Consider the following 22,241-nt stretch of genomic DNA (forward strand, 5'->3'; position numbering starts at 1 on the left):
GCTCAGGCCGCCGGCGTCTCGGTGATGTCGGCGTCGAGGTCTAGGTCGAAGTACTTGGCCGGGTTCTCCAGCAGCACCTTGCGGGAGATCGACTCGTCCACCTTGGTGAAGTTCTCCTCGATGAACTCCTGGGAGTCGGGGAACGACCCCACCGAGTGGGGGAAGTCGGTGCCCCACATGATGTTGTCCCACGGGATGATGTCGACCATGTCGAACACCACCGGGTCGCGGATCACGCTGAAGTGGAAGTGGTCGAGGATCTGCTCGCTGGGCTTGCGTTCATAGCTCACTTTGAACCAGTCGCCGAACAGCTCGTAGTTGTCATCCATGAAGTAGAGCGTGCCCGGCAGCCAACTGGCGTTGGTCTCGGCGAAGTAGAACTTGATCTCCGGGAACCGCTCCAGCACGCCGGCGGCGATGAGCTGGGCCATGCAGTACACCGGGGAGTGGCTCCCGGCCCGCTGCACCAGTGCCGACGCCCACGGGCTGTCAGATGTTCCCTTGGCCGCCGATTGGAGCGGGGCCTGCCCCGCGCCGAAGCCGAAGTGGGGGGCCAGCTTGAGACCCAGCTCCAGGCTCTTCTCCCAGAACCGGTCGTCCACCGGATCGGCGTAGGGCGAGCCGTTGGGAAAGTTGTAGAACGCCACCGACGGCAGGCCGGCCTCGGCGACGAACTCCAGCTCCTCCACCGCGTGGTCGATGCCGGTAATGGGGGTCACTGCGTTTCCGATGAGCCGGTCGGGGGCCACCGAGCAGTAGTCATGGGCCAAAAACGTGTTGTAGGCCCGGATCATCGAGCGGTACACGTCGGGATCCTTGATGCCCTCAAGGAATCGGCTGGCGAACACCGGCGGGAACAACACCTCGGCATCGATGCCATCGAGATCCTGCTCCCTGAGGCGCTGTTCGGCCGGGCCGGCACCCTCAGCCGGACTGCCGTCGGCGTTGAAGTAGGTGCCCCCGGAGAACTTCACCTTGTCGCGCCCGGCGATGTTCTGGCCGTTGCGGAGCAGCGGCTGGCCCTCGATCAGCCAGCCCTCTCCCCCCTCGGGGAGGTGGATCAGGCGGGGTGCCCGGTCCTTGTATCGCTCGGGTACGTACTTCACGAATACATCGGGAGGCGTCTCCACATGCCCATCAGCGCTAATTACCTTGTACTTTCGGCCCATGACTGGAGCATATTCGCGTCAACCAGAGTCCAAGAAAGCGGGACAGCCCAAGAGACTGACAAAAAAGACCTGGATCGTTCTGGTCATGGTGCTGGGTTTGGTGGCAACGGGCTGCTCCTCCAACGACGACGCTCCGGTCACGGCGCCGGCGCCTGAGCCCACTGCGGCACCCGAAGCAGAGCCCACGGCGGCGCCCGCGCCGACTCCTGAGCCCACTGCGGCACCCACACCTGAGCCCATCCCCGAGCCGACGCCGGCACCCACAGCAGCCCCGGCACCCACAGCAGCCCCGGCACCTGAGCCCACCCCCGAGCCGACGCCGGAGCTCACTCCCGAACCGCTGGTCGCGCTCAACGAGTTCGGCGCGTTCCCTGTTGGAGTCAGAACCCTAGAACTAGGCGAAGAACCCGGCGAGCAGCCCCTTTCTGTTTGGTACCCCACCGATTCAGACGCAGTGGCCGGCATGGAGACTGAGATCTATGACTCTGCCCAAGCAATTCCGGCAGCGTTTAGGTCCCTGATCCCCGAGAGCATGCAAAGTGCAATTGAGACCAATTCCTATCGCGACGCACCGCTGGCCGACGGGGGCCCCTATCCGGTGGTTATCTACAGCCACGGGTTTGGCGGGCACCGTGACGTTGCCATCTTCTTGACCACCCATTTGGCTTCCCACGGCTTCGTGGTTGCATCCGCCGAGCACATTCACAGGAATCTGCCCGCCCAGGCGTTTGGGACCGCAGAGTCCAACCCCGAGAAAGACCAAGCCGATGTGGCCAACACCCTGGCCGCACTGGAATCGGCACTAGGAAACGCTGTCGACACCGCCAGGGTCGGGGTGATCGGACATTCCGCGGGGGCCAGAACCGCAATGGGCGCGTTGGCCAACGAGTCCGTTTTGGCCGCCATACCACTGGCGGGCGGCGGTGCGGTTCCGCCCGAGGGGGCCGACAAGCCGATTTTGGTGATCGTGGCTGAACTAGACATCACCGTGCCCACCGCCAGAAGCCTCGAGAGTTACGAATCAGCCCCCGGACCCAAGACGTTTGTGAACCTGGCCCAGGCCGGCCACAACAGCTTCACCGATAGCTGCCCCGTCATCCTCGCCGGAGGTGGCCTGGGCATGCTCGAACCCCTCCTCGGCGCGGAGCAGGTAGCCCGGGCCGAAGACGGATGTACTCCAGAAAACGCCCATCCTCTAGCCATGCAGGCCGCGCTCAAGCACCTGACCACCGCATTTTTCCTGGCCAATCTGACCGATCGACTCGACGTCGGGGTCACCCCCGAGTTTGCCGACCTCATCGACGGTGTCGACTTGGCCGATTACCGCGAAGGCGGCTGAGGCTGGAAAATCAGGAGACTTAGGCCAGCCAGCCTCAGTCCAGACCGAGGTGGCCGCGCACGAAGCGGCGGTAGCCGGCGGCGCTCCAGTTGTCGTGGTCTTCGCCCCAGCCGACGGTCTCGCCGAACGTCCATTCGCTGAGGCAGTTCCACGTCCACAAGTTGGGGTTGAGATGGACGCCGATGCGGTTCACCGACCGGCTGGTGGCCACCAGTTCCCGGCCTGACTCGTCCACCGCCTCGATGCGTACCACGGTGGGCGCGCCGGTGCCGGGATCGCGCTCCAGCACGTCGCGTCGGCCCTGGCCGGGAACCAATCGGGAGTACTCGCCGTCGCGCAGGTAGTAGCCATGAATGACCGTGCAGTCGGGGTCGTCGCCCTCGCCGTAGGCCATGGTCAAGGCGTGGAAGCCGTCGGTGTCCGACGCGGTGGCGTAGCTGTAGCCGCCCCGAACGGCACCGTGGAGGGTGGCGCCGAACTGGCTGCGCGGCCCCCACGACCGATCCCTCATCCCGTAGGCGTCCACCTCGTAGGTGTCATCGCCCAGCCGGATGGTGCCCTGGTAGCGGCCCGGCTGGTCGAGGTGGCCGTCGCCCAAGTAGTTGGGCGGGCACACCGCGGTAAAGGTCAAGTCCACCTCGGCCTCACCGTCGTCTTGGCATAGGAATCTGATCCGGTACTGCTTCAGGGGCTCGATCGCCTGGTAGCGGATGCCGTTGGGCAGCTCGATATCGCTCAGCGGCTGATCGGGCAGGGGCAGGTGCCAGAAATTCTTGGCGTAGCGGCAGTTCCAGATCTGGTCGCCGCCGGTGTCCCAGAAGAACGCCCCGCCAGAGGTGATCTTCTGATTGGGCCGGAAGAACGGGTAGAGCTGGCCCGACAGCTTGTGCTCGGGTGCGGCGAAGGTGAACCAGCAGGTCTCGGTCCAATAGGGGTCGTCAGAAGTAGGCGGATGGAACTCATCGTCGGGATGAGTGGCTGTGCCAGTAGAGGGGTTAGTGGACATGGGGTGCCATGCTATGGGAGTGACCCTCGGTCCTGACGATCTGGTGCTCAGCTCGGGTTCTGTGGACAATCCCCCCATCGAAGTGCTGGTGGAGGCCGCGGTGGCCGGGGGTTTCGCGGGTCTGACCCTGTGGCCCGCGGTCTACCCGCCCGATCCCGCCATCGGGGAGCGCATCCGCGACGCCGGGCTGGCCGTGGTCGACATGGATGCCGCCATCGTGTGGGTGGGCCCCGGAGACCCTGGTGGGCCCTACTACGAGGAGGCCCCTCGAGAGGCGGTGTTCGAGGCCGCCGCCGCACTGGGGGCCTCCGGGGTGAACTCGCTGTTGGTCTGCCCGGGTTCGGCGACCAGGGAGCAGGTGGTGGAGGCCATGGCCGAGCTGGCCGACCAGGGGGCTTCCGTCGGGGTGGACGTGTATATGGAGTTCAGCCGCAACCGGCCTGTTCCCGACCCGCTGGCCAGCGCCGAGGTGGTGGCCGCCACTGGTCGGGCAAATTGCGGGCTCACCGTGGACTTCTGGCATGTGTTCTACGGCCCCGGCGACTTCGCCGATTTTGCCTCGATTCCTGGTTATCTGATCGGGGCCATCCAACTCAACGACGCCCCCGCAGACCCTCCGGATGACTTGGCGTTCGCCACTCGGTATCTCCGTAGTGTGCCCGGTGAAGGGGCGATGGACGTGGCCGGCGCGCTGCGAACCATTCGGGGTGCTGGCTGCCAAGCGCCCATCACCCTGGAGGTGTTCGACTCGGGACGCCTAGAGGCCCTCGGGCCGGTGGACTTTGCCCGCCTGCTGGGCGACGCCACCCGCCAGGTGCTCGCTGAGGTTGACGGCTAGCTAGATCCCCATTCTCACCGGCAAGCCAGCAGCTCGATAAACCGCGTCGATCAGCTCCATGGTCTTGATCGACTCCGACGGGGGATACCGGTTGGGGCCGCCTTCTTCGACACAGGCTCGAAAAGCCCGAAGCTGGCAGGTGTAGGTGCCCACCTGCTCAGCCGGTTCGTGGTGGACGGTGCTGCCGTTGGTATTGGTGACGGTGAGGCCGCTTCCCCACATGGGGGCCAGCGGGTTGTCGATGAGGAGACGTCCCTTTGCGCCGGTCACCACCACCTCGGCCCGGAACTCGAAGTCGAACGCCTCAGGGTCAATGTCGTCGGGGTCGCCCAACTCGGCCTTGCGGTCGGTGCCGGTGAACTCCGAGAGCATGGACGCGGTGGCCCCGCCATGGCGATAGCGCAGCTCGGCGGTGGTGCGCCGGTCGACGTCGGGCGCCATCTCCTCGCACTCGGCCCGCACCACGTCGAGCTCGCCGAAGGCCCGCAGGTTGCTGAGGGCATACGAGCCGGTGTCCATGAGGGCGCCGCCAGCCAGGTCGTAGCGGTAGCGGATGTCGTCGGGGCCGTGCATCGATGGGAAGACCATGGCCGCTTCCACGTGGGTCACGTCGCCTACCACGCCGGAGGCCACCAGCTCGATGGCTCGCTCGGCTTGGGGATGGAAGCGCCAGTGATAGGCCTCCATCACCACCAGTCCGGTTTGTTCAGCAGCCTCGGCCACTTGGCGGGCTTCGTCGGCATTGGCGGTGAACGGCTTCTCCAACAAAACGGGCTTGCCCGCCTCCAGCGCCGCGATGGTCCAGCGGGCGTGGTGGGAGTTGGGCAGGGGGTTGTACACCGCGTCGATGTCGTCGGAGGCCAGCAGGTCGTCGTAGCTGTCGAACACCCGGGGAATGCCGTGCTCGTCGGCATAGGCTCGGGCCCGCTGCGGATCGCGGGCCGCCACCGCGTCCACCTCGACGCCGTCAACCTCTTTGGCCGGTTCGATGATCCCCATCGGCCCGATCCACGCCGCTCCCAACATCCCAAGTCTCATGGCAGGAGACTAGAGAGATCAGGCTGCGAATGCGGCTTGGAGGTCTTTGGCCAGCTCAGGGCGGCAGATGAGGATGCCCCACTGGGCTAGGTCGCCGCGGTTGTAGCGCAGCGGGGAGCCGTCGAGGTGGGACGCGTGCAGTCCGGCGGCCAAGGCGATGGCCACCGGGGCGCAGGTGTCCCATTCATAGAGCCCGCCGGCGTGAACCCAGGCGTCGGCCTCACCGGTGACCACGGCCATGGCCTTCACCCCAGCCGAGCCCACGCCATACACGTCGGCATCCAGATGGCGGGCCAGGCGGTGGCCGTCCCATCGCACTCGGGAGCGGGACATCACCACCAGCGGTCGCTTTCGGCCAGAGTCGGCGGGGGGCCCGTCAGAGCTCATGGTGCTGAATGTGCGGCCCCAGGGAGGTACCGAAACCGCCCCGGCTGCTGGCTCGCCGTTCACCGCCAATCCGACGTGGACCGCCCAGGTATCGCTCCACTGGTCGGCGTAGTCAGACGAGCCGTCCAGCGGGTCGACGATCCATACCCGCTCAGAGTCCAAGCGAGTGCCGTCGTCACGGCCTTCTTCGGATAGCACGATGTCGTCGGGCCTGAGCTGAGCCAGCGCCCCGGTGAGATAGCGGTGGCTCAGCTGATCGCCGGCCATCTCCCGGTGGAGGTAACCGGCCCGGGATTCCTCCATCTCATCTGACAGGGCTTGGAGCTGTTCCCCGGCCTGTTGGGCCAACCAGTGGGCCAGTTCGTGGTCACTTGGCTTGTGGTCTGTGGGCTCTGGAGTATCGCTCACGGGGCCAGCACAATCGGCCGCCAGTCCAGCACCGGCACCGGGTTGGCGCCGCCTCGCTCGGCCTGCACGATCACGGTGAAGGCCAGCAATCGGCCATTTGCTACCGGCTCGGCCGCATCAAGGGTGGCGGTCATGTCCACCACATCGTCCTCGAATACCGGGCCGGTGTGGTCGCACAGGTGCCACCCCACCACGGTGGCCGCGGTGGGCAGCAGGCGTACCAGTCCGGCCTGGGCCAATCCCACGGTGTGGCCGCCGTACACCAGCCGCTTGCCCCCCTGGCCGAGCGACGCATCACGGTGGGGCGGTGCCAGATTCTGGGTGAGCCGCACCAATGCGGGGGCATCGGTGACGGTGTCGCGCAGTGGATCGCGCCGAGTCTCGCCGATCGGCCACTCCTGGGGCTTGCCGAGGGGGGCCAGATCCCAATCAGTAGGGGCAGCCTCGACAAACGGGGCCATGTCGAGTTCTTTGGGGGTGTCCCCCAAGTCATCGCGGTGGCCGGTGGCCGCATCAGAGCGGCGGCGGACCAGCGCACACCGCTCGAAGTCCAGCACCAGACGACCCTGGTCATCGTGGCTCTGCACGCCGAGCAGCACCAGGCCCCGAGGAGGACGGTCGGGCCGGGCGGAGGCCTCTCGCAGGCCCCGAACGGTCACCACCGTGGTGAGCGTGTCGCCCACTCGCACGGTGCACAGCTGGCGCACCCCCCGGTAGAACAGGTTGGCCACCACCTTGCGGGTGGCCACGGTGGACTGGCCGATGGCCACTTGCAGCACCAGGGCGGAGTTGACCACCGCCCCCGGCTGTCCGGTAACGGCCTCGGCCAGCGGACGGCTCAGGCTGATGGCCAGCGGGTCGCCACAGATGGCCTGATAGGCGGCAGCCTCGCCCGGTCCGATGGTGATGGCCGGGGCGGGATCAAGTCGCTCGCCCACCGTGAAATCCTCGAACCAGGGACCGTCCCCTGCCGGTGCAACCACGCCCCGCAGTAAACCACGCCAGCCGCTGTTCCCCTAGTCTCAGCCCATGGCAGCAGTTGCAATCGAAGACATCCCGGCCATCATTGAGGTGGCCATCAACGGCATCACCAGCCCTGAAATCAACCCCAACGTGCCGCTGAACCCCGAAGAAATCAGGGCCGACGCGCTGGCCTGCTTCGAGGGGGGTGCGGCCATCATCCACACCCACAACCACGACATCAGCCTCACCGGGGCTGACGCCGCCAACCCCTACATCGAGGCCATGGCGCCGGTGTTGGCCGACCGTCCCGACGCGCTGTGGTATCCCACGCTCACATCGGGAGACCACCAGGCCAAGTACGCCCACATGGCCATGATCGCCGCCGAGATGCCCCTCCGCATGGTGGCCGTCGACCCCGGCTCCACCAACATCGGCGGCGCCGGGCCCGACGGCCTGCCGGTGGGCGGCACCTACAAGAACGACTACGCCGAAATCCGGGCCAGCTTCGATTTGTGCCGCGACAACGGCTGGGCCCCGGCGATGGCCATCTACGAGCCCGGATTCTTGCAGTGCGTGCTCACCTATCACCGGGTGGGACAGCTGCCCGCGGGATCAATGGCCAAGCTCTATTTCGGAGCCGAGTGGGGGCTCTCCCGCCGGTCCAAGGGGGTTACCTTCGGCCTTCCTCCCACCAAACACGCCCTGCTGGCCTATCTCGACATGCTGGAGGGAACCGGCATTCCTTGGTCGGTCTCGGTGTGGGGCGGCGACCTCATGGCCACCCCAGTGGCCCGGCTGGCCCTCGAACTCGGCGGCCACCTTCATGTGGGCATCGAGGAGTTCTACGACCCCGACCGCTCCCCCACCAACCAGGAGCTGCTGGCCGAAGCCGTGGCTCTGTGCAACGAAGTAGGCCGCCCCCTCGCCACCTGCACCGAGACAGCCGAGATGCTGGATTTGCCCTAGCGGCCTAGATGCAGGTGTTCTCCAGCGCGCCGAGGCCCTCGATCTCGGAGCGGATCACGTCGCCGGGTTTGAGGTAGAGACCCTGGGCGTGGCCAACGCCTCCAGGGGTGCCGGTGAAAATCAGATCGCCGGGGTGCAGGGTGAGGATCGACGACAAGTAGGCCACCATCTCGGCCACCGGTCGCATTAGGAAGCTGGTGCGGCTGTCTTGGCGCAGCTCCCCGTTTATGCGACATGAGATAGCCAGGTCATCCGGGTTGGCCACCATGTCGGGGCTCACAAGCGCGGGGCCGGTGGGGCCGAAAGACTCCCGAGACTTGCCCAGGTTGAACTGGGGCGGAGTGGCCTCCACTTGGAGGGCTCGGTCGGAGATGTCCTGTCCGATCATCAGTCCGGCTACCCGATCCCAGGCTTGGGCCTGGTCGACGTCTCTGGACTCGGTCCCAATTACCGCCACCAACTCACACTCATAGTCGCACTGGTCTCCCACTAGCGCGACCGGGGCGGCAGGGCCGACCAGACAGGAGGGGTACTTGGTGAACACCACCGGTGCCTCGTTGGTGGTCCGGCCCAGATAGTCCACTTCATCCATCTCCTCCACGTGGTCGCGGTAGTTGAGCCCATAGCCGAACACCTGCTTGGGGTGTGGCACCGGCGGCCCCAGATCGGCCGCGCCCAGCTGCCCGTCTGGTGTTCCTCGGCCATCCCAGCTTCGGTGTATCTCGTCAAGACGGGTCAAGGCATCCATAGGGTCGATGCCCAGTGCCCAATAGTCGTCTCCATCGAGCAGCACAGCCTGCCCAGCCCAGTTGGCCAGTCGAAAGCTCATCGCGTCCTCCTCTTCGGGTGCAGCATTCGGGGCTAGAGCTCCGCGGCCAGTTCCACCGCGGAGCGCATGGCCCCTTCCAGGAATCCGGGCTGGGCGCAGTCGCCCACTGCGTGGACTTCGACCCCGGCGGCCCGAAACTCGTTAGCCAGCGTGGGGTCGGCGGCCAGCTCAGAGGTCACCACCACCAGGTCGGCGGTCGCGGTCTGCTCGGCGCCGTTTGAGCGCCACACCACTCCCTCGTCGGTGACGGCCACAACCTCGGCACCGGCCATCAGATTCACTCCGGCCTGGCCCAGATCATGGACCACTCGCCAACGACCGGGCAGTCCGAGGGAGTAGCCGAACGCCGGACCCGACTCGATGAGCGTGACCTCGGCCCCCTGGTGAAGGGCGGTCTCGGTCACTCCGAGGCCGGGCAGGTCGCCGCCCAGCACCGCCACTCGGTCGGCATCCAGCGGGTTGCCGTCGAGCAGCCACGGGGCCAGGTCGTCCACCCCCCATACGTTGGGACCGTCGATGCCGTCGACCGCGGGGCGCCCCCACTGCGCCCCCACCGCGACCACCACCGCGTCGGCGGACAGCGCACTGGCGGCGGCGGCGTCCAGACGGGTGTTGAGCCGCACGTCCACCCCGAGCTGGTCGAGCTGGCGCTCGAACCACTCCATGAGCTCGGCGTTCACGTCGCTGGTGGCCGAGGCCAGCGCCCACCGGCCGCCGAGCCGGTTGGACGCCTCGGCCAGGATCACTTCGTGGCCGCGCAGGGCGGCCACCCGGGCCGTCTCCATGCCTGACGGGCCACCGCCCACTACCAGCACTTTCTTGGCCGCAGGCGCGGCCTCGGCGGTGAGCTCGTCCTCCCGGCCCAGGAAACCGTTGCCCGCGCACCGGGTGCCCACCCGCAAGAAGATGTTGCCGATGCAGCGGTAGTGGTACACACAGGGGCGCACGTCATCGGCCTGGCCCGCGGCCAGCTTGTTGGGCAGGTCGGGATCAGCCAGGATCTTGCGGCCCATGGCCACGAAGTCGTACTTGCCCTCGGCGATGTGGCTGTCGGCCGCTTCGGGGCTGATCCGGCCCACCGCTATCACCGGCACGTCCACCTCGGCTTTCACTGCGGCCGCGTTGGGCACGAGCAGCTCGGGCACGTGGGGGCCGTAGGAGTCGGTGGGGCCAGTGGCGATGCCGGGGTCGTGGTAGGCCGACACGTGGATGGCGTCGGCCCCCGCAGCGGCCGCCACCCGGGCGTTGTGGAGGGCGTCGTCGAGGATGATGCCGTCGATGCCCACCTCGGTGCTGTTGAGCCGCACCCACACCGCGTAGTCGTCGCCCACCCGCCGGCGGATCTCGGTGAGAATCTCCACTAGGAACCGGGCCCGGTTGTCCACCGAACCGCCGTACTCGTCGTCGCGGCTGTTGATGGTGGGCGACAAGAAGGCGTCGATGAGGTAGCCGTGGCCGCTGTGCAGCTCCACCGCGTCAACCCCGGCCTCCCGGGCCCGCACGGTGGCTGCCGCGAACTGGTCGATCACCGTGGCGATGTCGTCGTGGTCCATCACCCGGTAATGGGGGTTGGAGGTGGGCGCCATGAACGGCTCGGCCATCATTGCCCCCTCATCGGCGGTGACCATCCCGTAGAGCGGGTCGACAGTCATCGGTCCCGGCTCCGACGGCACCCACATCGGCCTTCCCGCCATGGTGTCTTGGAGGCCCATCTTGCCGGCATGGGTGAGCTGCATGGCGATCTTGCCGCCGTGGGCGTGGACCCGGTCGGCTGCCCGCTTCCACGACGGGATGAACCGGTCTTCGGAGATGGCGGTCTGGCGCTTGTTGGAGCAGCCCACCGGGTGGGCCACCCCGACCGAGCCCAGCATGACCACGGCCATGCCGCCCTTGGCTCGGGCTTCCAGGTAAGCGGCCTGGTCGTCGGACACCTCGCCGTTCTCATCGCCCAGCTCCTCGCCCATGGGGGCCATGATCAGCCGGTTGCGCAGCTCCAGCGTGCCGATTCGTCCCGGAGAAAGCAGATGCTCGTAGCTCATTAGTGCTCCTAGCTCATAGATGCTCGTAGCTCTTGGCCCCATCATGGCCCAGCTACGCCAGCTCGGTCAGATTGACACTGCCACAAGAGCACTTGCTCTAGAACTGCCGACCACACCTCTCACCGCCATATTCTCGCTGGGTGTCTTTGATCGCAGCGTGGGGGCTCACCAAGAAGTTCGGCGATTTCACCGCGGTCGACGGCATCAAATTCGAAGTCGAACGGGGCGAGGTGTTCGGCTTTCTGGGGCCCAACGGCGCGGGCAAGTCGTCCACCATGCGGATGATCGGCTGTGTGTCCGACCCCACCGGCGGGGCCCTGCGCATCTTGGGCATGGACCCCGCACGCGAGGGAACGAAGATCCGTTCTCGTCTCGGGGTGGTCCCCCAGCAGGACAATCTCGACGAAGAGCTGTCGGTGGCCGAGAACCTGTACGTGTACGGGCGCTACTTCGACCTTCCCCGCCCCGTGCTGCGCACCCGCATTGCCGAGCTGTTGGAGTTCGTGCAGCTCAGCGAGCGGGCCGACGACCACGTGGAGCCGCTGTCGGGGGGCATGAAACGGCGCCTCACCATCGCCCGGGCCCTGATCAGCGAACCGGAGGTGCTGTTGCTGGATGAGCCCACCACCGGCCTCGACCCCCAGGCCCGCCACGTGGTGTGGGAGCGGCTTTGGACGCTGAAGCGCCAAGGGGTTACCCAGGTGCTCACCACCCACTACATGGACGAGGCCGAGCAGCTCTGCGACCGCCTGGTGGTGATGGATCGGGGCGAGATCGTGGCCGAGGGGTCGCCCCGCCAGCTCATCGAGCGCTACTCCACCCGGGAGGTGGTGGAAGTGCGCACCCACGGCCAGGTGACCGTGATGGCCGAAGCGTTGCGCCGCTTGGGCGAGAGCCCCGAGGCCCAGGCGAGGGAGGAGCTCTACGAGCGGGTGGAGGAGCTGCCCGATCGGGTGCTGCTCTACACCGACCAGGGCGAACGGCTGGTTGCTTTGCTGGGCGAGGTCGAGCACGAGAGCGTGCTGGTGCGCCGGAGCACCCTCGAAGATGTGTTCTTGCACCTCACCGGCCGCTCGCTGGTGGACTGATGACCCGCGCCGCGGTGGTTCCCAGTACAAGGCTGGCGGTGGAGTATTGGCTCATTACGTATCGGCGGAACTGGAAGGGGTCGATTCTCACCAGCTTCTTGAGCCCGGTTTTGTTCTTGGCCGCCATGGGATTGGGCCTGGGCTCGCTGGTTGACGCCGAGGTGGGTTCTGGCCGAGACCTTGGCGGGCTGGACTACTTGGATTTCTTGGCTCCTGGGCTGTTGGCCGGCAACGCCATGATGCTGGCGGTCAACGAGTCCACCTACCCGGTGCTGGGCGGCTTCAAGTGGTACCGCACCTACATGGCCATGGCCGCCTCCCCGCTGCGGGGCCGCGACATCCTGCTGGGCCACTTCACCTACATGGCCTTCCGGGTGACCTTGGCCAGCTTCGTGTTCCTGGGGGTAATGGCCGCTTTCGGATCAGTGTCGTCGCCGCTGGCGGTGTTGGCCCCGTTCTGCGCCGCCCTGTGCGGCATGGCCTTCGCCACCCCCACCGCGGCCTTCGTCGCCACTCGGATCAATGCCGACAACTTCAGCACCTACACCCGGTTCGTGATCATGCCCATGTTCTTGTTCTCGGGGATCTTCTATCCGGTATCCCAACTCCCCATCGTTCTTGAGCAGCTCGCCTGGCTCACTCCGGTGTGGCACGGCGTGCGGCTGTGCCGGGCGCTGAGCACCGGCAGCGGGGTGAATTGGGAGTTGGCCGGCCACTTGGCCTATCTGGTGGCGCTCATACTGGCCGGAACCCTGGTTGCCAGCCGGACCTTCACCAAGAGGCTGTACGAATGAGCCTGGTGGGCCAGGGGCGGCGCCCAAATCGGCTGGGATTGGCCTCGGTGGCCGGATTGCTGCCGTCGCGGCGATTCGCCCGCGTCGTGGAGCGCAACATCACCGTGTACCGGCGCACTTGGGTCACGTTGTTGTCGGGGTTCTTCGAGCCGGTCTTCTACCTGCTGTCCATCGGCATCGGCATCGGCGAGCTGGTGGGCGACGTGACCGTCGGGGGACGCACCATCGACTACCGCACGTTCGTGGCGCCGGGACTCTTGGCCACTTCGGCCATGAACGGCACCTTCTACGACAGCACCATGAACATGTACTACAAGCTCACCTGGGCCAAGATCTACGACGCGGTGCTGGCCACCCCGGTGGGCGTGGTGGACCTCGCCCTAGGGGAGATGGGATGGTCGGTGTTGCGGGCCACCCTCTACTCCGGCGGCTTCCTGGGCGTCATGGCCGGGCTGGGGCTGGTGGACTCCGTGTGGGCTATCGCCGCTTTGCCGGGGGCGACGCTGATCGGCTTCACGTTCGCCGCCTTGGGCATGGCCGCCACCAGCTACATGCGAAGCTGGAACGACCTCGACCTCGTTACTGTGCCCCTCATCGTCCAGTTCCTGTTCTCCGCCACGTTCTTTCCCCTCGACACCTACCCCCGCGCCGTGCAGTTCCTGGTGCAAGCCACCCCCCTCTACCACGGCGTGGCCATGGAACGAGCCTTCATCGCCGGCGACATCAGCGTGGACCTGATCGTCCACATCGCCTACCTCCTAGCCCTAGCCGCAATCGGCGCCACCATCGCCAGCCGACGCCTCGGCCAGCTCTTGACGCCGTAAGGGTGTCAGAGGCGGGTTGGGCGAACTTCAGGAAGTCCGTTGCACTTCCTCGCCTTATAGGCGTAGATTAGGCGTATGCCGAGGATGCAGGTTTACCTGCCGATAGAGTTGCACGAAGAGGTAAAAGCCCGCGATCTGCCCGCCTCCGAGCTTCTGCAAGACGCGATTCGAGCCGAATTGAGACGTCAGGAATTGCTCGATGAGACCGACCGCTATCTGGCCGAGCTGATCGCAGAAGTTGGTCCGCCGACTGAGGAGGAGATGGCCAGGGCGGAAGCACTCGTGGCGCGCATCCAAAGAGAGTGCCAGATCAAGCCTGTTGCGCCAAGACCGCTTGATGCCCCGGCTCATTCTTGACTCCGGGGGCGTAAGCCGTCTGGCTCGCCGAAGGTCAGACTCCGTGGGCTTGATAAGCGCCTTCCAGTCCAGTGGCCTGTGGCCTCCAACCGTGCCCACCGTGGTTCTCGCCGAGTCGCTCTCCGGGCATCCCCGAACTGATGTGCCCGTGAGCCGGCTCATCAAGCTCTGCGAAGTCGACGAGCGAGTGCCCCGGTCGGCGGCGCGACGAGCAGGCGAGCTCCGTGCTCTGGCCAAGCGAGGTTCGGCGGTCGACGCCATTGTGGTCGCCCTCGCCGAGCCAGGCGGCGCAGTGCTCACCGGCGACCTTTCCGACATGCGTGCCCTAGCCGCCCACGCCGACAACGTCCACGTCTACCGGGTGTAACCCCGACGACAAGCAGTCCCCTCTAGCCGGGCTGGCGGATGATGGTTCCGGGCTCTATGAGGGAGTCGGGGCCGATGCCGTCGAGTTTGAGGGCTGTAAGCATGTGGAACTCGTCGTCGTTCTGCACGGTATGGTCGATGGAGGTCACTCTGGTGGAGACTGCCTGATCTCCGATATCGGCTACCAGGGCGTCGCCCACTTGGACTCGGCCGGCGGTAGGCCGGCCGATTACGAAGAAATCGTCGGCTGACATGGCCTCGGTGCGGACCACCTCAAGCCGGAACAACTCCTTGCTGCGGCGCCAGCGCTTGAAGAACGTCTTCCAATTGCGGGGCTGGTCGTCCCACTCCCCCTCCACGATGCCCGGCGACGTTCCCATAGAGGGCAAACTAGTGGAATGACCGACCGGTACACCATCATCTCGGCCGACTGCCACGCCGGGGCCAATCACGAGACCTACCGCGGATTTCTCGAGTCGAAGTACCACGACGATTTCGACGCCTGGCGGGAGAAGTACCGCAACCCGTTCCGCGACCTCCAAGACGGCGGCCGGATCCGCAACTGGGACAACGATCGTCGTCTCGGCGACCTGTATGCCGACGGCCAGGTGGGCGAGGTGGTGTTCCCCAACACCGTGCCCCCCTTCTTCCCCAGCTTCATCCTGTTCGCCCGCCCGCCCCGGGCCGATCAGCTCGAGCACCGCCTGGCCGGCATCCGGGCCCACAACCGCTGGCTGGCCGACTGGTGCGCCCAATATCCCGACCAGCGGGCTGGCATCGGCCAGACCTTCTTGAACGACGTGGACGAGGCCATCAAAGACGTGGAGTTCATCGCCGCCAACAACCTGCGCGGCGGCGTGCTCATCTCGGCCATCCCGCCCGATTGCAAAGATCTGGCTCCCCTGTACGACCCGGTGTACGACCCCTTCTGGGCCGCTTGCGAGGATCTAGGGGTGATCGTCAACAGCCACGGCGGCACCGGCGTCCCCAACTACGGGAAGTACTCGGTGGCCGACCTGTTGTTCATCACCGAGGTGAGCTTCTACTCCCACCGGCCCTTCTACCAGCTGCTGTTGTCGGGAGTGTTCGAGCGCTTCCCCAAGCTCAAGTTCGTAATGACCGAGCAGGGCTGCGCCTGGCTGTTGGGGGCCCTGTCCCACATGGACGAGACCCTGGCCAAGATCCGCGACACCGGCCGCATGGGCGAGATGCGCTACGACGAGAGCCACATCCTGCCCAAGAGCGCCACCGAGTACTTCCAGCGGAATTGCTGGGTGGGCATCAGCCAGCCGGGCCACGATGACGCGGCGGCCCGCGAGGTGCTGGGGGTGAACAAGGTGATGTGGGGCTCCGACTACCCCCACAACGAGGGCACCGGCCCCTACACCCGCGAGCACTTGCGCCAGGTGTTCTGCGACACCGGTCCCGTCGAACTCCAGCAGATTCTGGCCGGCAACGCCGCCGACCTCTACGGCTTCAATCTCGACGCCCTGGCCCCGTTGGCCGCCCAGCACGGCCCAACCCATGACGAGATCGCCACGCCCCTCAACGAGCTTCCCGCCGAGCCCAACGAGGCCCTGCTCAAAAACGCCGTCGCGGCCTGACGCCGTCGCCGCCTGGTGCGGCTGACAGCAGCCAAGAACCCTTGGCCAACTTCCCTGCGGCTCGGGCCCCGCGCCGCGGCGCCAGGAACCGATCAGCATCACCGGGCGTCGTTGTGGGGTGATGAAGACTGTCTGTTGGATGGTTTCAGAAGTTCCCGAAGGCGAGCTGTCGATTTCCCCGGAAACCGCGCCGGCAGAGGAGGCCATTTCGCTGGCCAACTTCGACGACCTGTACCGGGCAGAGTACGAACCGATGGTTCGGCTGGCCCGAGGGCTGGTGGACGCCCCGGCGATCGCAGAAGAGATCGTGCAGGACGCCTTCGCCAAGGTGTACGAGCGCTGGAGCCGCCTCGACCAGCCCGGCGGCTACCTGCGCACCGCGGTGGTAAACGGCGCCCGCAGCGAATTGCGAAAGCGGGAGGTGAGGCGGCGGATCGGCCTTCGGCCGTTCATTTCCCCTCAGCCCGAGAATCAGGACTACCTCCTTGATGCCCTCGACCAGCTCTCACCCCGCCAGAAAACCGCTCTTGTCTTGAAGTTCTACGCCGACATGTCCGAAAAGGAGATCGCCCAGGCCATGGGGGTACGGCCGGGCACAGTGAAAAGCGCCACCTCCCGAGGACTGGCCGAGTTGCGAAAGGTGGTCGAGCAATGAGCGACGAGCGCCGCCCCCCTGAGAATCCGACTGAATCCGACGACCAGGCCCTCGGTGAGGCCTTGGGCTCCGCCATCCGTGGACGGGTCGATACCCCGTCCGCCCGGCCGCCGGTGTCCTCGATAGCGGAGCGGGCCGCCGCCCGGGCCAAGGCCCGCAACGCCCGACGGACGGTCGTGGGCATCGCGGCGTCGATTGCCCTGGTGGCCGGCGGCATCGCCGCCTGGAATGCGCTGGACGACGATCAGCCCACCCAGGTGATCGTGGTTGACGAGCCCCCGACCACCTCCGAACCGGCTCCGACCGCTGACCCCGTCGACGGACTCCCCGATACGCCCCCGGTCACGCCCGCCGACAGCTCCGGGCCGGCCACGCCGGAGAGCTTGTCCACTGGGCCGGTGCTCGAATGGACGGAATTCGATCCGGCCTCGGTGTTCGGCGCTGATGTGACTCACATTGGCCGAATCCACTCGGTAGGCGATGGCCGTGTGCTGGCCCTGGTATACGGCCCCAGCGGCAGCCAGGTGCTGGTGTCGGCCAACGGCGTGGACTGGGCAGTGGTCCCGATGCCGCCGGACTTCGACCCCGAGCACATCGATATCACCAGCAGTCGTTGGCTGGTTACCGGATTGGGGGCCAACCGAGGCACATTCCAGGGTCCGGGCCTCCTCTCCGACGACCAGGGCCCCACCCCAGCGTCGGAAACCGCCCCGATTCCGTCGCTGCGACACCAGGCATTTTTCTCCGACGACCAGGGTGCCACATGGACCGACTTGGGCTTCTCGCTTGATCCCGCCGAGGAGTCGGCGCGGGTAGCCGCGGCGCTGGTATCCGGCGAGAACATGGTGGTGGCGGTGAACAGCCGCAAACATCCCGATGTCGCCTCGGTGATCGTGGCCCGGGGCCTAGTGCCCGACAAGGAGTCGATCCGGGGATGGACGAGCGTGGAGGGCGATACGGTGAGCTTTACCCGCGACGAGTCGTCCGCCCCCGAGTCGTTCGAGCTGACCGCAGAAGAGGAAGCCTTGCTCTTCGGCGGGATACGGGAGCACGCCCGCCTCTACTACAGCGATGGCGGTCCCGCCCAGGTAGTGGCAGAGTTCCCGGGCGCCGCCACCGGTGGCTATGGCACCGACGACGGCTTCCATCTTGCGCTGCTGGGCTACTACCAGGATGAGCAACTGCTCACCTCGTCCGATGGCCTTCAATGGAGCCAAGCGCCCCTGCTCTATAGCGATGGCGCACCGGACTGGGGATACGCCTCGTGGCACTCATCCCCGGAGCAGACCATCTGGACTTCTGGCCAAACCGGCCGCGACTATCGGATCGAGCTGGCCGAAGGCGTCTACGCCCCTCCGTTTGTCGCTGAACTCCCCAACGGCATAGCCGCTGTGCATCGCTTGGCGGTCGGACCCGCGGGTATCGCCACCGTGGCTATCCCCGGCGGCACGCCCGAACTTCTTGGGGCCTCCCCCGAACTCCGGTTGGCCCAAGACGGCTACGAGCTTCGATACAACGAGCCGGTGGGCGGCTTCACCCTGTGGGACTTGTCCGAGGACGCCCCGGTCTATGAGTTCGACTCCGAAGCCCTCGACGGCAACACCCCGCCTGAGGGCTTTCGGCCGGTCGAAGACGAAAGCGGTGGAAGCGGCTACTTGGTCTTCCAAGACCCGGAAACCGGGGACGACCTGGTGACGTTCAACTTGGACGACCTGGAAGCTGCCCTGCTCGAATCCTTGCCCCAACCCGGTGATGAGCCGACCCCTCCGCCAGACCAGCCCAAACAACCAGACCCATGGGTGGGCTGGTCAATCGACGGCTCCGCCTGGGGCTGGCAGACCATCTCCGATGCCTTCAACGTCGCCGACTCCGAAACCGAGTTCGCCAACGTGGAGCTGGCCGTCGGCGCCGACTTCGTTCTCGCCCGGGTTGAAACCTTCGAAGCCGAGCCCTCCGATGCCACCAGCGACGGCGACGGAACCGTCTCCCTCACCGGCCAGCCCCCCCGCTGGTTCATCGCCAGAATCGGCTGACGGCGTGGCGGCTGTGGGCGGTTGGTGTGTTCCCCCTCCGCGCCAACCGCCCGCACTGCCGTACACCACCTTGCTGCATAGATGACATAGATGTGGCATCTTGTGTCCGGTGATCGCGATTTCAACCCGGTATGCCCTGCGAACAGCATTTGGTGTTGCCTTGCTAATCGCAATCACGACCAGCGGGATCACAGCGTGTAGTTCGTCGGAACCCAACGAAGTCATCGTGTCCAGCGAACTGACCCCCGTTCCTCCTCAGGCGCCAACCGCTGCGCCTGTCGCCGGAACCCCGGCTGTTCCAGAGCAAGAATCTGCTCAGTTGGACATTTCTCAGGAATCAGGGCTTGTTTGGACTGAGTTCGACCCTGTCGAAGCTCTCGGCCCCGGCCTGGGCGAGTTCAACAGAATCGAGTCGGTCGGCGACGGCCGGGTGGTCTTTTTGACGTTCGGCCCCAGCGACAACCGGGTCATGGTCACGGAGAACGGCACGGACTGGACCGAGGTCCCCCTGCCGGCTGACAACATCATTCCCGGGCACATCGACATCGCCGGCAACCGCTGGCTGATCACAGGACTGATCCTGAACAGCGCGGAATCTGTCGGCATCCCCTCCGATCAAGTCTTCTTCTCCGACGACCAAGGGGCCACCTGGACCGAGTTGGCCTTCAGCCCCGATGCCCCCGATGGCATTTCGGGGGTGGTCGCTGCAATGGCAGCCGGAGAGCGCATGGTTGTGGCCGCGTGGTATCCCCCGCCACGCGACCATTCCGAGGAAGAGAACGGCGGCTTTGTTCCCAGCACCGCGGTTTTCAACCGCCTCGGCATCTTCTTCAGCGACGGCGGCCCTGTTGAGCTGGTGGCCGAGTACCCAAGCTGGAACGCAACCGGCTATGCCACCGCCGACGGCTTCCACCTAACCCTGTTCAGCGAAGAAGAGAATGTCCGACTGTTCTCGCCCGATGGCCGCCAGTGGGTCGAGGGTTCCCCTGGCTATGAGGATCTCGAGGGCACCGCATTCAGCTCGGGTAATTCCGGGTTGATCTGGACCACCGACCCGGCGTACGACCAATACCGAGTCGAGCGATTCACCGGCGTCTTCGGCCCTGCTCCAGTGGCGACCCTCCCCGACGGGATCAGTTGGGTCAGCGACGTGGCCGTGGGACCTGCGGGTGTCGCCGCCGTCGCCCAGCCGGGAACGCCCCTCGGTGCCGAACTCCTCCCTGCATTGCGGATCGAAAAAGACGGCTACGAACTGCGGTACAACGAGCCTGAAGGCGCTATCACCCTGTGGGACTTGTCGCGAGACGCCGCGGTCTATGAGTTCGGTTTGGATCTGTTCGACGAGGAGATGCCAGTGCCCGAAGGCACCCGGGAGGTCGATGTCGGCGACAACGGCCCCGACGGCCTCGACCTGCTGGTGTTTGAAGACCCCGAAACCGGAGATGATCTCGTGGCATTCAGCCGCGAGGAGCTGTTCACGCAGATCATGAGTGCTCTCCGCAGCCCCACTACCGATATGGCTGCCCGGCTTGAGCAGCCAGGACCAGAGGTGGGGTGGTGGACCGGAGGCGGCGGTTGGACGTGGCAGACCTTTTCCGAGGCCTTCGGCCTCACCGGACTGACCGCGATGGAGAGCGCCCTCACCGAGGTCAATCTGGCCGTTGGCGGTGATTTCGTGGTTGCCCGGGTGCAGACCCACGAAGCCGGAGACGTCCGAACCGACAGTGGCGAGTACTCCGACGCCCCGCCCGGCGAAGACGGCCGATCGACAAGCATGAGCTTTTCTCCCCAATCCCCTCGCTGGTTCATCGCCAGGGCAGACTGACCGCAATGTTGATGGCACGACCAGTGGCGCTTGCCGCTGCCGCAGTTGCCGTGGCGATGGGCACCGTCGCGGCCTGCTCCCCTTCAGATACCACCGAGGTAGTCGTCCCCAGTGAGCAGACTCCTGCTCCCATCCCGGAACCAACCGCAGCACCCATCGTCGGGACCCCGGTTGCACCAGAAAAGGATCCTGCTCCGCAGGACACTCTTCAGGAATCGGGGCTGGAATGGATCGAGGTTGATCTCAGCGGAGTGTTCGACCTCGATGTGGATGAGTCCCTAGAGCTCGAATCGGTCGGCGACGGCCGAGTGCTCGCCGTTGTCGCCAGTCCCGACGTTGTGAACAGTGTGCTTGTCACCGACAACGGGGTGGACTGGTCCGCGCTTCCCATTCCGACCGGCTTCAACCCCTCGGATATCGACATTTCTGGCGACCGCTGGGTGATTCAGGGATGGGATACACGTGAAGATGCGCCCCACACCCGCATCTTGTTCTCCGATGACCAGGGATCCAATTGGACTGAGTTGGTGGTTGACCTTGACCCGTTCGATGGCACGGCTTGGATCGCCAACGCCATCGTGATGGGAAGGCTCATTGTGATGGTGGTCCAGAGCGACACCTGGCAGCCTGACACTGCCCAAGCCCTTGATGACGACATGGCCTACGAGCCAAGTGTGGCCAGTGTCCACCTTTTCTTGAGCGACGGTGGGCCAGCCGAGTTGGCAGCCGAATTCCCGGGTTGGGCTTCGGGTGGCTATGGGGCGTCTGACGGCTTTCACCTGCTCATATCCGACTCCGGCAACGACTATCTGCTGGATTCCCCGGATGGCAGTCAATGGAGCAGGACGACTGTTGACGTTCACATCACCGACAGTGCGCGCCATGAGCTCTGGACCGCTGATCCGACCGACGGGGAGTTCAAGGTCGAGCGCTTCGAGGGCGTCTTCGGAACAGACCCGGTGTTGACACTGCCTGACGGCATCGGGTGGATGCCTGATCTGGCCGTCGGACCTGCGGGAGTTGCCGCAGTGGGAGGACCGGTGTCGCCTTACGACGAACCTGAAGAGGATTTCATTCTGCCCGACATCAGCTTCGAAAAGGACGGCTACGAACTCCGGTACAACCAACCTGAAGGCGGCATCACCCTGTGGGACTTGGAGGAGGACTCGGCCGTGCATGTGTTCGACGCTGAGACCCTTCGACAGGAGGAACCGCCAGAGGTAGTGCGTGAAGTCGAGGGCGACGACGGATCCGTGCTCGTGATATTCCTCGACCCCGAAACCGGGGCCGAGCTCGTGGCCTTCCTCAGTGAGGAGTTGGAGGAGGCACTCATGGAGGCGACGACCAAGCAAGAGGAAACAGCCGTTTACCACCGATACCAGCCCGAAGAGTTCTTGATCGGCTGGTCGCGAGAGGGCATCGATTGGGAATGGCAGACCCTCCAAGAGGCGTTTGGCCTGCCCGAAAGCACCCCAGACGACAACTCCTTCACAGAGGTCCAGGTGGCCGTCGGCCGCCACTTCGTGATCGCCAAGGTTCAGACATTCGTGTTCCCCGAAGCCGACTTGTACAAGGACGCCGAGATCGGAGTCGGCGATGGTCAGTCTCTGACATCCTCTGGTCCCCTCACCGCTCCCGCCTTGACCACGCCTCCCAGCCGCTGGTTCATCGCCCGGGTCGGCTGACGACGGGGGTGCTGGCTGCCCCATAGAC

At 65.8% G+C, this 22,241-nt stretch carries 21 protein-coding genes; 13 read left to right on the plus strand and 8 right to left on the minus strand.

Translation table 11 applies throughout. The annotated features are described in order from the left end of the window. Positions 1-2 precede the first annotated feature (2 nt). Positions 3-1,169 (minus strand): amidohydrolase family protein, encoded by a 1,167-nt coding sequence (locus ACOGJC_RS15540; RefSeq protein ID WP_419845904.1) that lies wholly within the window; start codon positions 1,167-1,169, stop codon positions 3-5. Between ACOGJC_RS15540 and ACOGJC_RS15545 the strand changes: the two genes are divergently transcribed. Beyond that, positions 1,168-2,508: an alpha/beta hydrolase family protein gene (locus ACOGJC_RS15545; protein ID WP_419845905.1), complete on the plus strand. Its 1,341-nt coding sequence runs from the start codon at positions 1,168-1,170 to the stop codon at positions 2,506-2,508. The genes ACOGJC_RS15540 and ACOGJC_RS15545 overlap by 2 nt on opposite strands. Positions 2,509-2,542: 34 nt before the next feature. On the opposite strand, the gene ACOGJC_RS15550 is transcribed toward ACOGJC_RS15545, so the two are convergent. Then, positions 2,543-3,514: a hypothetical protein gene (locus tag ACOGJC_RS15550; protein ID WP_419845906.1), complete on the minus strand. Its 972-nt coding sequence runs from the start codon at positions 3,512-3,514 to the stop codon at positions 2,543-2,545. Positions 3,515-3,527: 13 nt separating this feature from the next. Between ACOGJC_RS15550 and ACOGJC_RS15555 the strand changes: the two genes are divergently transcribed. Then, positions 3,528-4,352, plus strand: a complete 825-nt coding sequence (locus tag ACOGJC_RS15555; protein WP_419845907.1) for a sugar phosphate isomerase/epimerase family protein — start codon at positions 3,528-3,530, stop codon at positions 4,350-4,352. On the opposite strand, the gene ACOGJC_RS15560 is transcribed toward ACOGJC_RS15555, so the two are convergent. From ACOGJC_RS15560 to ACOGJC_RS15570, 3 genes are read right to left on the minus strand one after another with little or no spacing between them, the layout of a single operon-like run. Further along, positions 4,353-5,390: a Gfo/Idh/MocA family protein gene (locus ACOGJC_RS15560; protein ID WP_419845908.1), complete on the minus strand. Its 1,038-nt coding sequence runs from the start codon at positions 5,388-5,390 to the stop codon at positions 4,353-4,355. A gap of 18 nt (positions 5,391-5,408) precedes the next feature. Further along, positions 5,409-6,185, minus strand: a complete 777-nt coding sequence (locus tag ACOGJC_RS15565) for a 3'(2'),5'-bisphosphate nucleotidase CysQ (RefSeq protein WP_419845909.1) — start codon at positions 6,183-6,185, stop codon at positions 5,409-5,411. Then, entirely contained in the window at positions 6,182-7,123 is a 942-nt protein-coding gene (locus ACOGJC_RS15570) for an acyl dehydratase (protein ID WP_419845910.1), read from the minus strand. The genes ACOGJC_RS15565 and ACOGJC_RS15570 overlap by 4 nt, the downstream gene beginning before the upstream one ends. Before the next feature lie 91 nt (positions 7,124-7,214). On the opposite strand from ACOGJC_RS15570, the gene ACOGJC_RS15575 reads away from it, so the two are divergent. Next, positions 7,215-8,114, plus strand: a complete 900-nt coding sequence (locus tag ACOGJC_RS15575) for a 3-keto-5-aminohexanoate cleavage protein (RefSeq protein WP_419845911.1) — start codon at positions 7,215-7,217, stop codon at positions 8,112-8,114. A 4-nt stretch (positions 8,115-8,118) separates the two neighbouring features. On the opposite strand, the gene ACOGJC_RS15580 is transcribed toward ACOGJC_RS15575, so the two are convergent. Together ACOGJC_RS15580 and ACOGJC_RS15585 are read right to left on the minus strand one after the other, a co-directional pair. Beyond that, on the minus strand, positions 8,119-8,943 hold the full coding sequence (locus ACOGJC_RS15580; protein ID WP_419845912.1) for a fumarylacetoacetate hydrolase family protein: 825 nt from the start codon (positions 8,941-8,943) through the stop codon (positions 8,119-8,121). Positions 8,944-8,975: 32 nt separating this feature from the next. Further along, positions 8,976-10,982: an FAD-dependent oxidoreductase gene (locus ACOGJC_RS15585; protein WP_419845913.1), complete on the minus strand. Its 2,007-nt coding sequence runs from the start codon at positions 10,980-10,982 to the stop codon at positions 8,976-8,978. A gap of 140 nt (positions 10,983-11,122) precedes the next feature. On the opposite strand from ACOGJC_RS15585, the gene ACOGJC_RS15590 reads away from it, so the two are divergent. The 5 genes from ACOGJC_RS15590 (at position 11,123) to ACOGJC_RS15610 (ending at position 14,412) form a co-directional block, all read left to right on the plus strand. Continuing rightward, positions 11,123-12,070, plus strand: coding sequence for an ABC transporter ATP-binding protein (locus ACOGJC_RS15590; RefSeq protein ID WP_419845914.1), 948 nt, complete (start codon positions 11,123-11,125; stop codon positions 12,068-12,070). Next, on the plus strand, positions 12,070-12,864 hold the full coding sequence (locus ACOGJC_RS15595) for an ABC transporter permease (RefSeq protein WP_419845915.1): 795 nt from the start codon (positions 12,070-12,072) through the stop codon (positions 12,862-12,864). The genes ACOGJC_RS15590 and ACOGJC_RS15595 overlap by 1 nt, the downstream gene beginning before the upstream one ends. Beyond that, positions 12,861-13,688, plus strand: coding sequence for an ABC transporter permease (locus ACOGJC_RS15600; RefSeq protein WP_419845916.1), 828 nt, complete (start codon positions 12,861-12,863; stop codon positions 13,686-13,688). The genes ACOGJC_RS15595 and ACOGJC_RS15600 overlap by 4 nt, the downstream gene beginning before the upstream one ends. Positions 13,689-13,763: 75 nt before the next feature. Beyond that, positions 13,764-14,045, plus strand: a complete 282-nt coding sequence (locus ACOGJC_RS15605) for a hypothetical protein (protein WP_419845917.1) — start codon at positions 13,764-13,766, stop codon at positions 14,043-14,045. A 43-nt stretch (positions 14,046-14,088) separates the two neighbouring features. Then, positions 14,089-14,412: a hypothetical protein gene (locus ACOGJC_RS15610; protein WP_419845918.1), complete on the plus strand. Its 324-nt coding sequence runs from the start codon at positions 14,089-14,091 to the stop codon at positions 14,410-14,412. A 22-nt stretch (positions 14,413-14,434) separates the two neighbouring features. Here the strand turns inward: ACOGJC_RS15610 and ACOGJC_RS15615 are convergent, their stop codons facing one another. Next, complete coding sequence (locus ACOGJC_RS15615) at positions 14,435-14,791, minus strand: hypothetical protein (RefSeq protein WP_419845919.1); 357 nt, start codon at positions 14,789-14,791, stop codon at positions 14,435-14,437. Between the two features lie 18 nt (positions 14,792-14,809). Here ACOGJC_RS15615 and ACOGJC_RS15620 point away from each other — a divergent pair, with 18 nt between their 5' ends. The 5 genes from ACOGJC_RS15620 (at position 14,810) to ACOGJC_RS15640 (ending at position 22,213) form a co-directional block, all read left to right on the plus strand. After that, entirely contained in the window at positions 14,810-16,015 is a 1,206-nt protein-coding gene (locus tag ACOGJC_RS15620; RefSeq protein WP_419845920.1) for an amidohydrolase family protein, read from the plus strand. Between the two features lie 139 nt (positions 16,016-16,154). Next, positions 16,155-16,670, plus strand: coding sequence for a SigE family RNA polymerase sigma factor (locus tag ACOGJC_RS15625; protein WP_419845921.1), 516 nt, complete (start codon positions 16,155-16,157; stop codon positions 16,668-16,670). Beyond that, on the plus strand, positions 16,667-18,703 hold the full coding sequence (locus ACOGJC_RS15630; RefSeq protein WP_419845922.1) for a hypothetical protein: 2,037 nt from the start codon (positions 16,667-16,669) through the stop codon (positions 18,701-18,703). Before ACOGJC_RS15625 ends, ACOGJC_RS15630 begins: the two co-directional genes overlap by 4 nt. Positions 18,704-19,022: 319 nt before the next feature. Next, positions 19,023-20,528 (plus strand): hypothetical protein, encoded by a 1,506-nt coding sequence (locus tag ACOGJC_RS15635; RefSeq protein WP_419845923.1) that lies wholly within the window; start codon positions 19,023-19,025, stop codon positions 20,526-20,528. Positions 20,529-20,533: 5 nt separating this feature from the next. Further along, positions 20,534-22,213: a hypothetical protein gene (locus ACOGJC_RS15640; protein WP_419845924.1), complete on the plus strand. Its 1,680-nt coding sequence runs from the start codon at positions 20,534-20,536 to the stop codon at positions 22,211-22,213. Positions 22,214-22,241 lie beyond the last annotated feature (28 nt).

The sequence above is a fragment of the Candidatus Poriferisocius sp. genome (assembly GCF_965204015.1).
Classification (GTDB): Bacteria; Actinomycetota; Acidimicrobiia; order Acidimicrobiales; family Bin134; genus Poriferisocius.

Excerpts from the sequence above, each read along its gene's own strand:
- ACOGJC_RS15545 (WP_419845905.1), top strand. The coding sequence starts at position 1,168 with ATGACTGGAGCATATTCGCGTCAACCAGAGTCCAAGAAAGCGGGACAG.
- ACOGJC_RS15540 (WP_419845904.1), bottom strand. The coding sequence starts at position 1,169 with ATGGGCCGAAAGTACAAGGTAATTAGCGCTGATGGGCATGTGGAGACG.
- ACOGJC_RS15550 (WP_419845906.1), bottom strand. The coding sequence starts at position 3,514 with ATGTCCACTAACCCCTCTACTGGCACAGCCACTCATCCCGACGATGAG.
- ACOGJC_RS15555 (WP_419845907.1), top strand. The coding sequence starts at position 3,528 with ATGGGAGTGACCCTCGGTCCTGACGATCTGGTGCTCAGCTCGGGTTCT.
- ACOGJC_RS15560 (WP_419845908.1), bottom strand. The coding sequence starts at position 5,390 with ATGAGACTTGGGATGTTGGGAGCGGCGTGGATCGGGCCGATGGGGATC.
- ACOGJC_RS15575 (WP_419845911.1), top strand. The coding sequence starts at position 7,215 with ATGGCAGCAGTTGCAATCGAAGACATCCCGGCCATCATTGAGGTGGCC.
- ACOGJC_RS15580 (WP_419845912.1), bottom strand. The coding sequence starts at position 8,943 with ATGAGCTTTCGACTGGCCAACTGGGCTGGGCAGGCTGTGCTGCTCGAT.
- ACOGJC_RS15585 (WP_419845913.1), bottom strand. The coding sequence starts at position 10,982 with ATGAGCTACGAGCATCTGCTTTCTCCGGGACGAATCGGCACGCTGGAG.
- ACOGJC_RS15595 (WP_419845915.1), top strand. The coding sequence starts at position 12,070 with ATGACCCGCGCCGCGGTGGTTCCCAGTACAAGGCTGGCGGTGGAGTAT.
- ACOGJC_RS15600 (WP_419845916.1), top strand. The coding sequence starts at position 12,861 with ATGAGCCTGGTGGGCCAGGGGCGGCGCCCAAATCGGCTGGGATTGGCC.
- ACOGJC_RS15605 (WP_419845917.1), top strand. The coding sequence starts at position 13,764 with ATGCCGAGGATGCAGGTTTACCTGCCGATAGAGTTGCACGAAGAGGTA.
- ACOGJC_RS15615 (WP_419845919.1), bottom strand. The coding sequence starts at position 14,791 with ATGGGAACGTCGCCGGGCATCGTGGAGGGGGAGTGGGACGACCAGCCC.
- ACOGJC_RS15620 (WP_419845920.1), top strand. The coding sequence starts at position 14,810 with ATGACCGACCGGTACACCATCATCTCGGCCGACTGCCACGCCGGGGCC.
- ACOGJC_RS15625 (WP_419845921.1), top strand. The coding sequence starts at position 16,155 with ATGGTTTCAGAAGTTCCCGAAGGCGAGCTGTCGATTTCCCCGGAAACC.
- ACOGJC_RS15630 (WP_419845922.1), top strand. The coding sequence starts at position 16,667 with ATGAGCGACGAGCGCCGCCCCCCTGAGAATCCGACTGAATCCGACGAC.
- ACOGJC_RS15640 (WP_419845924.1), top strand. The coding sequence starts at position 20,534 with ATGTTGATGGCACGACCAGTGGCGCTTGCCGCTGCCGCAGTTGCCGTG.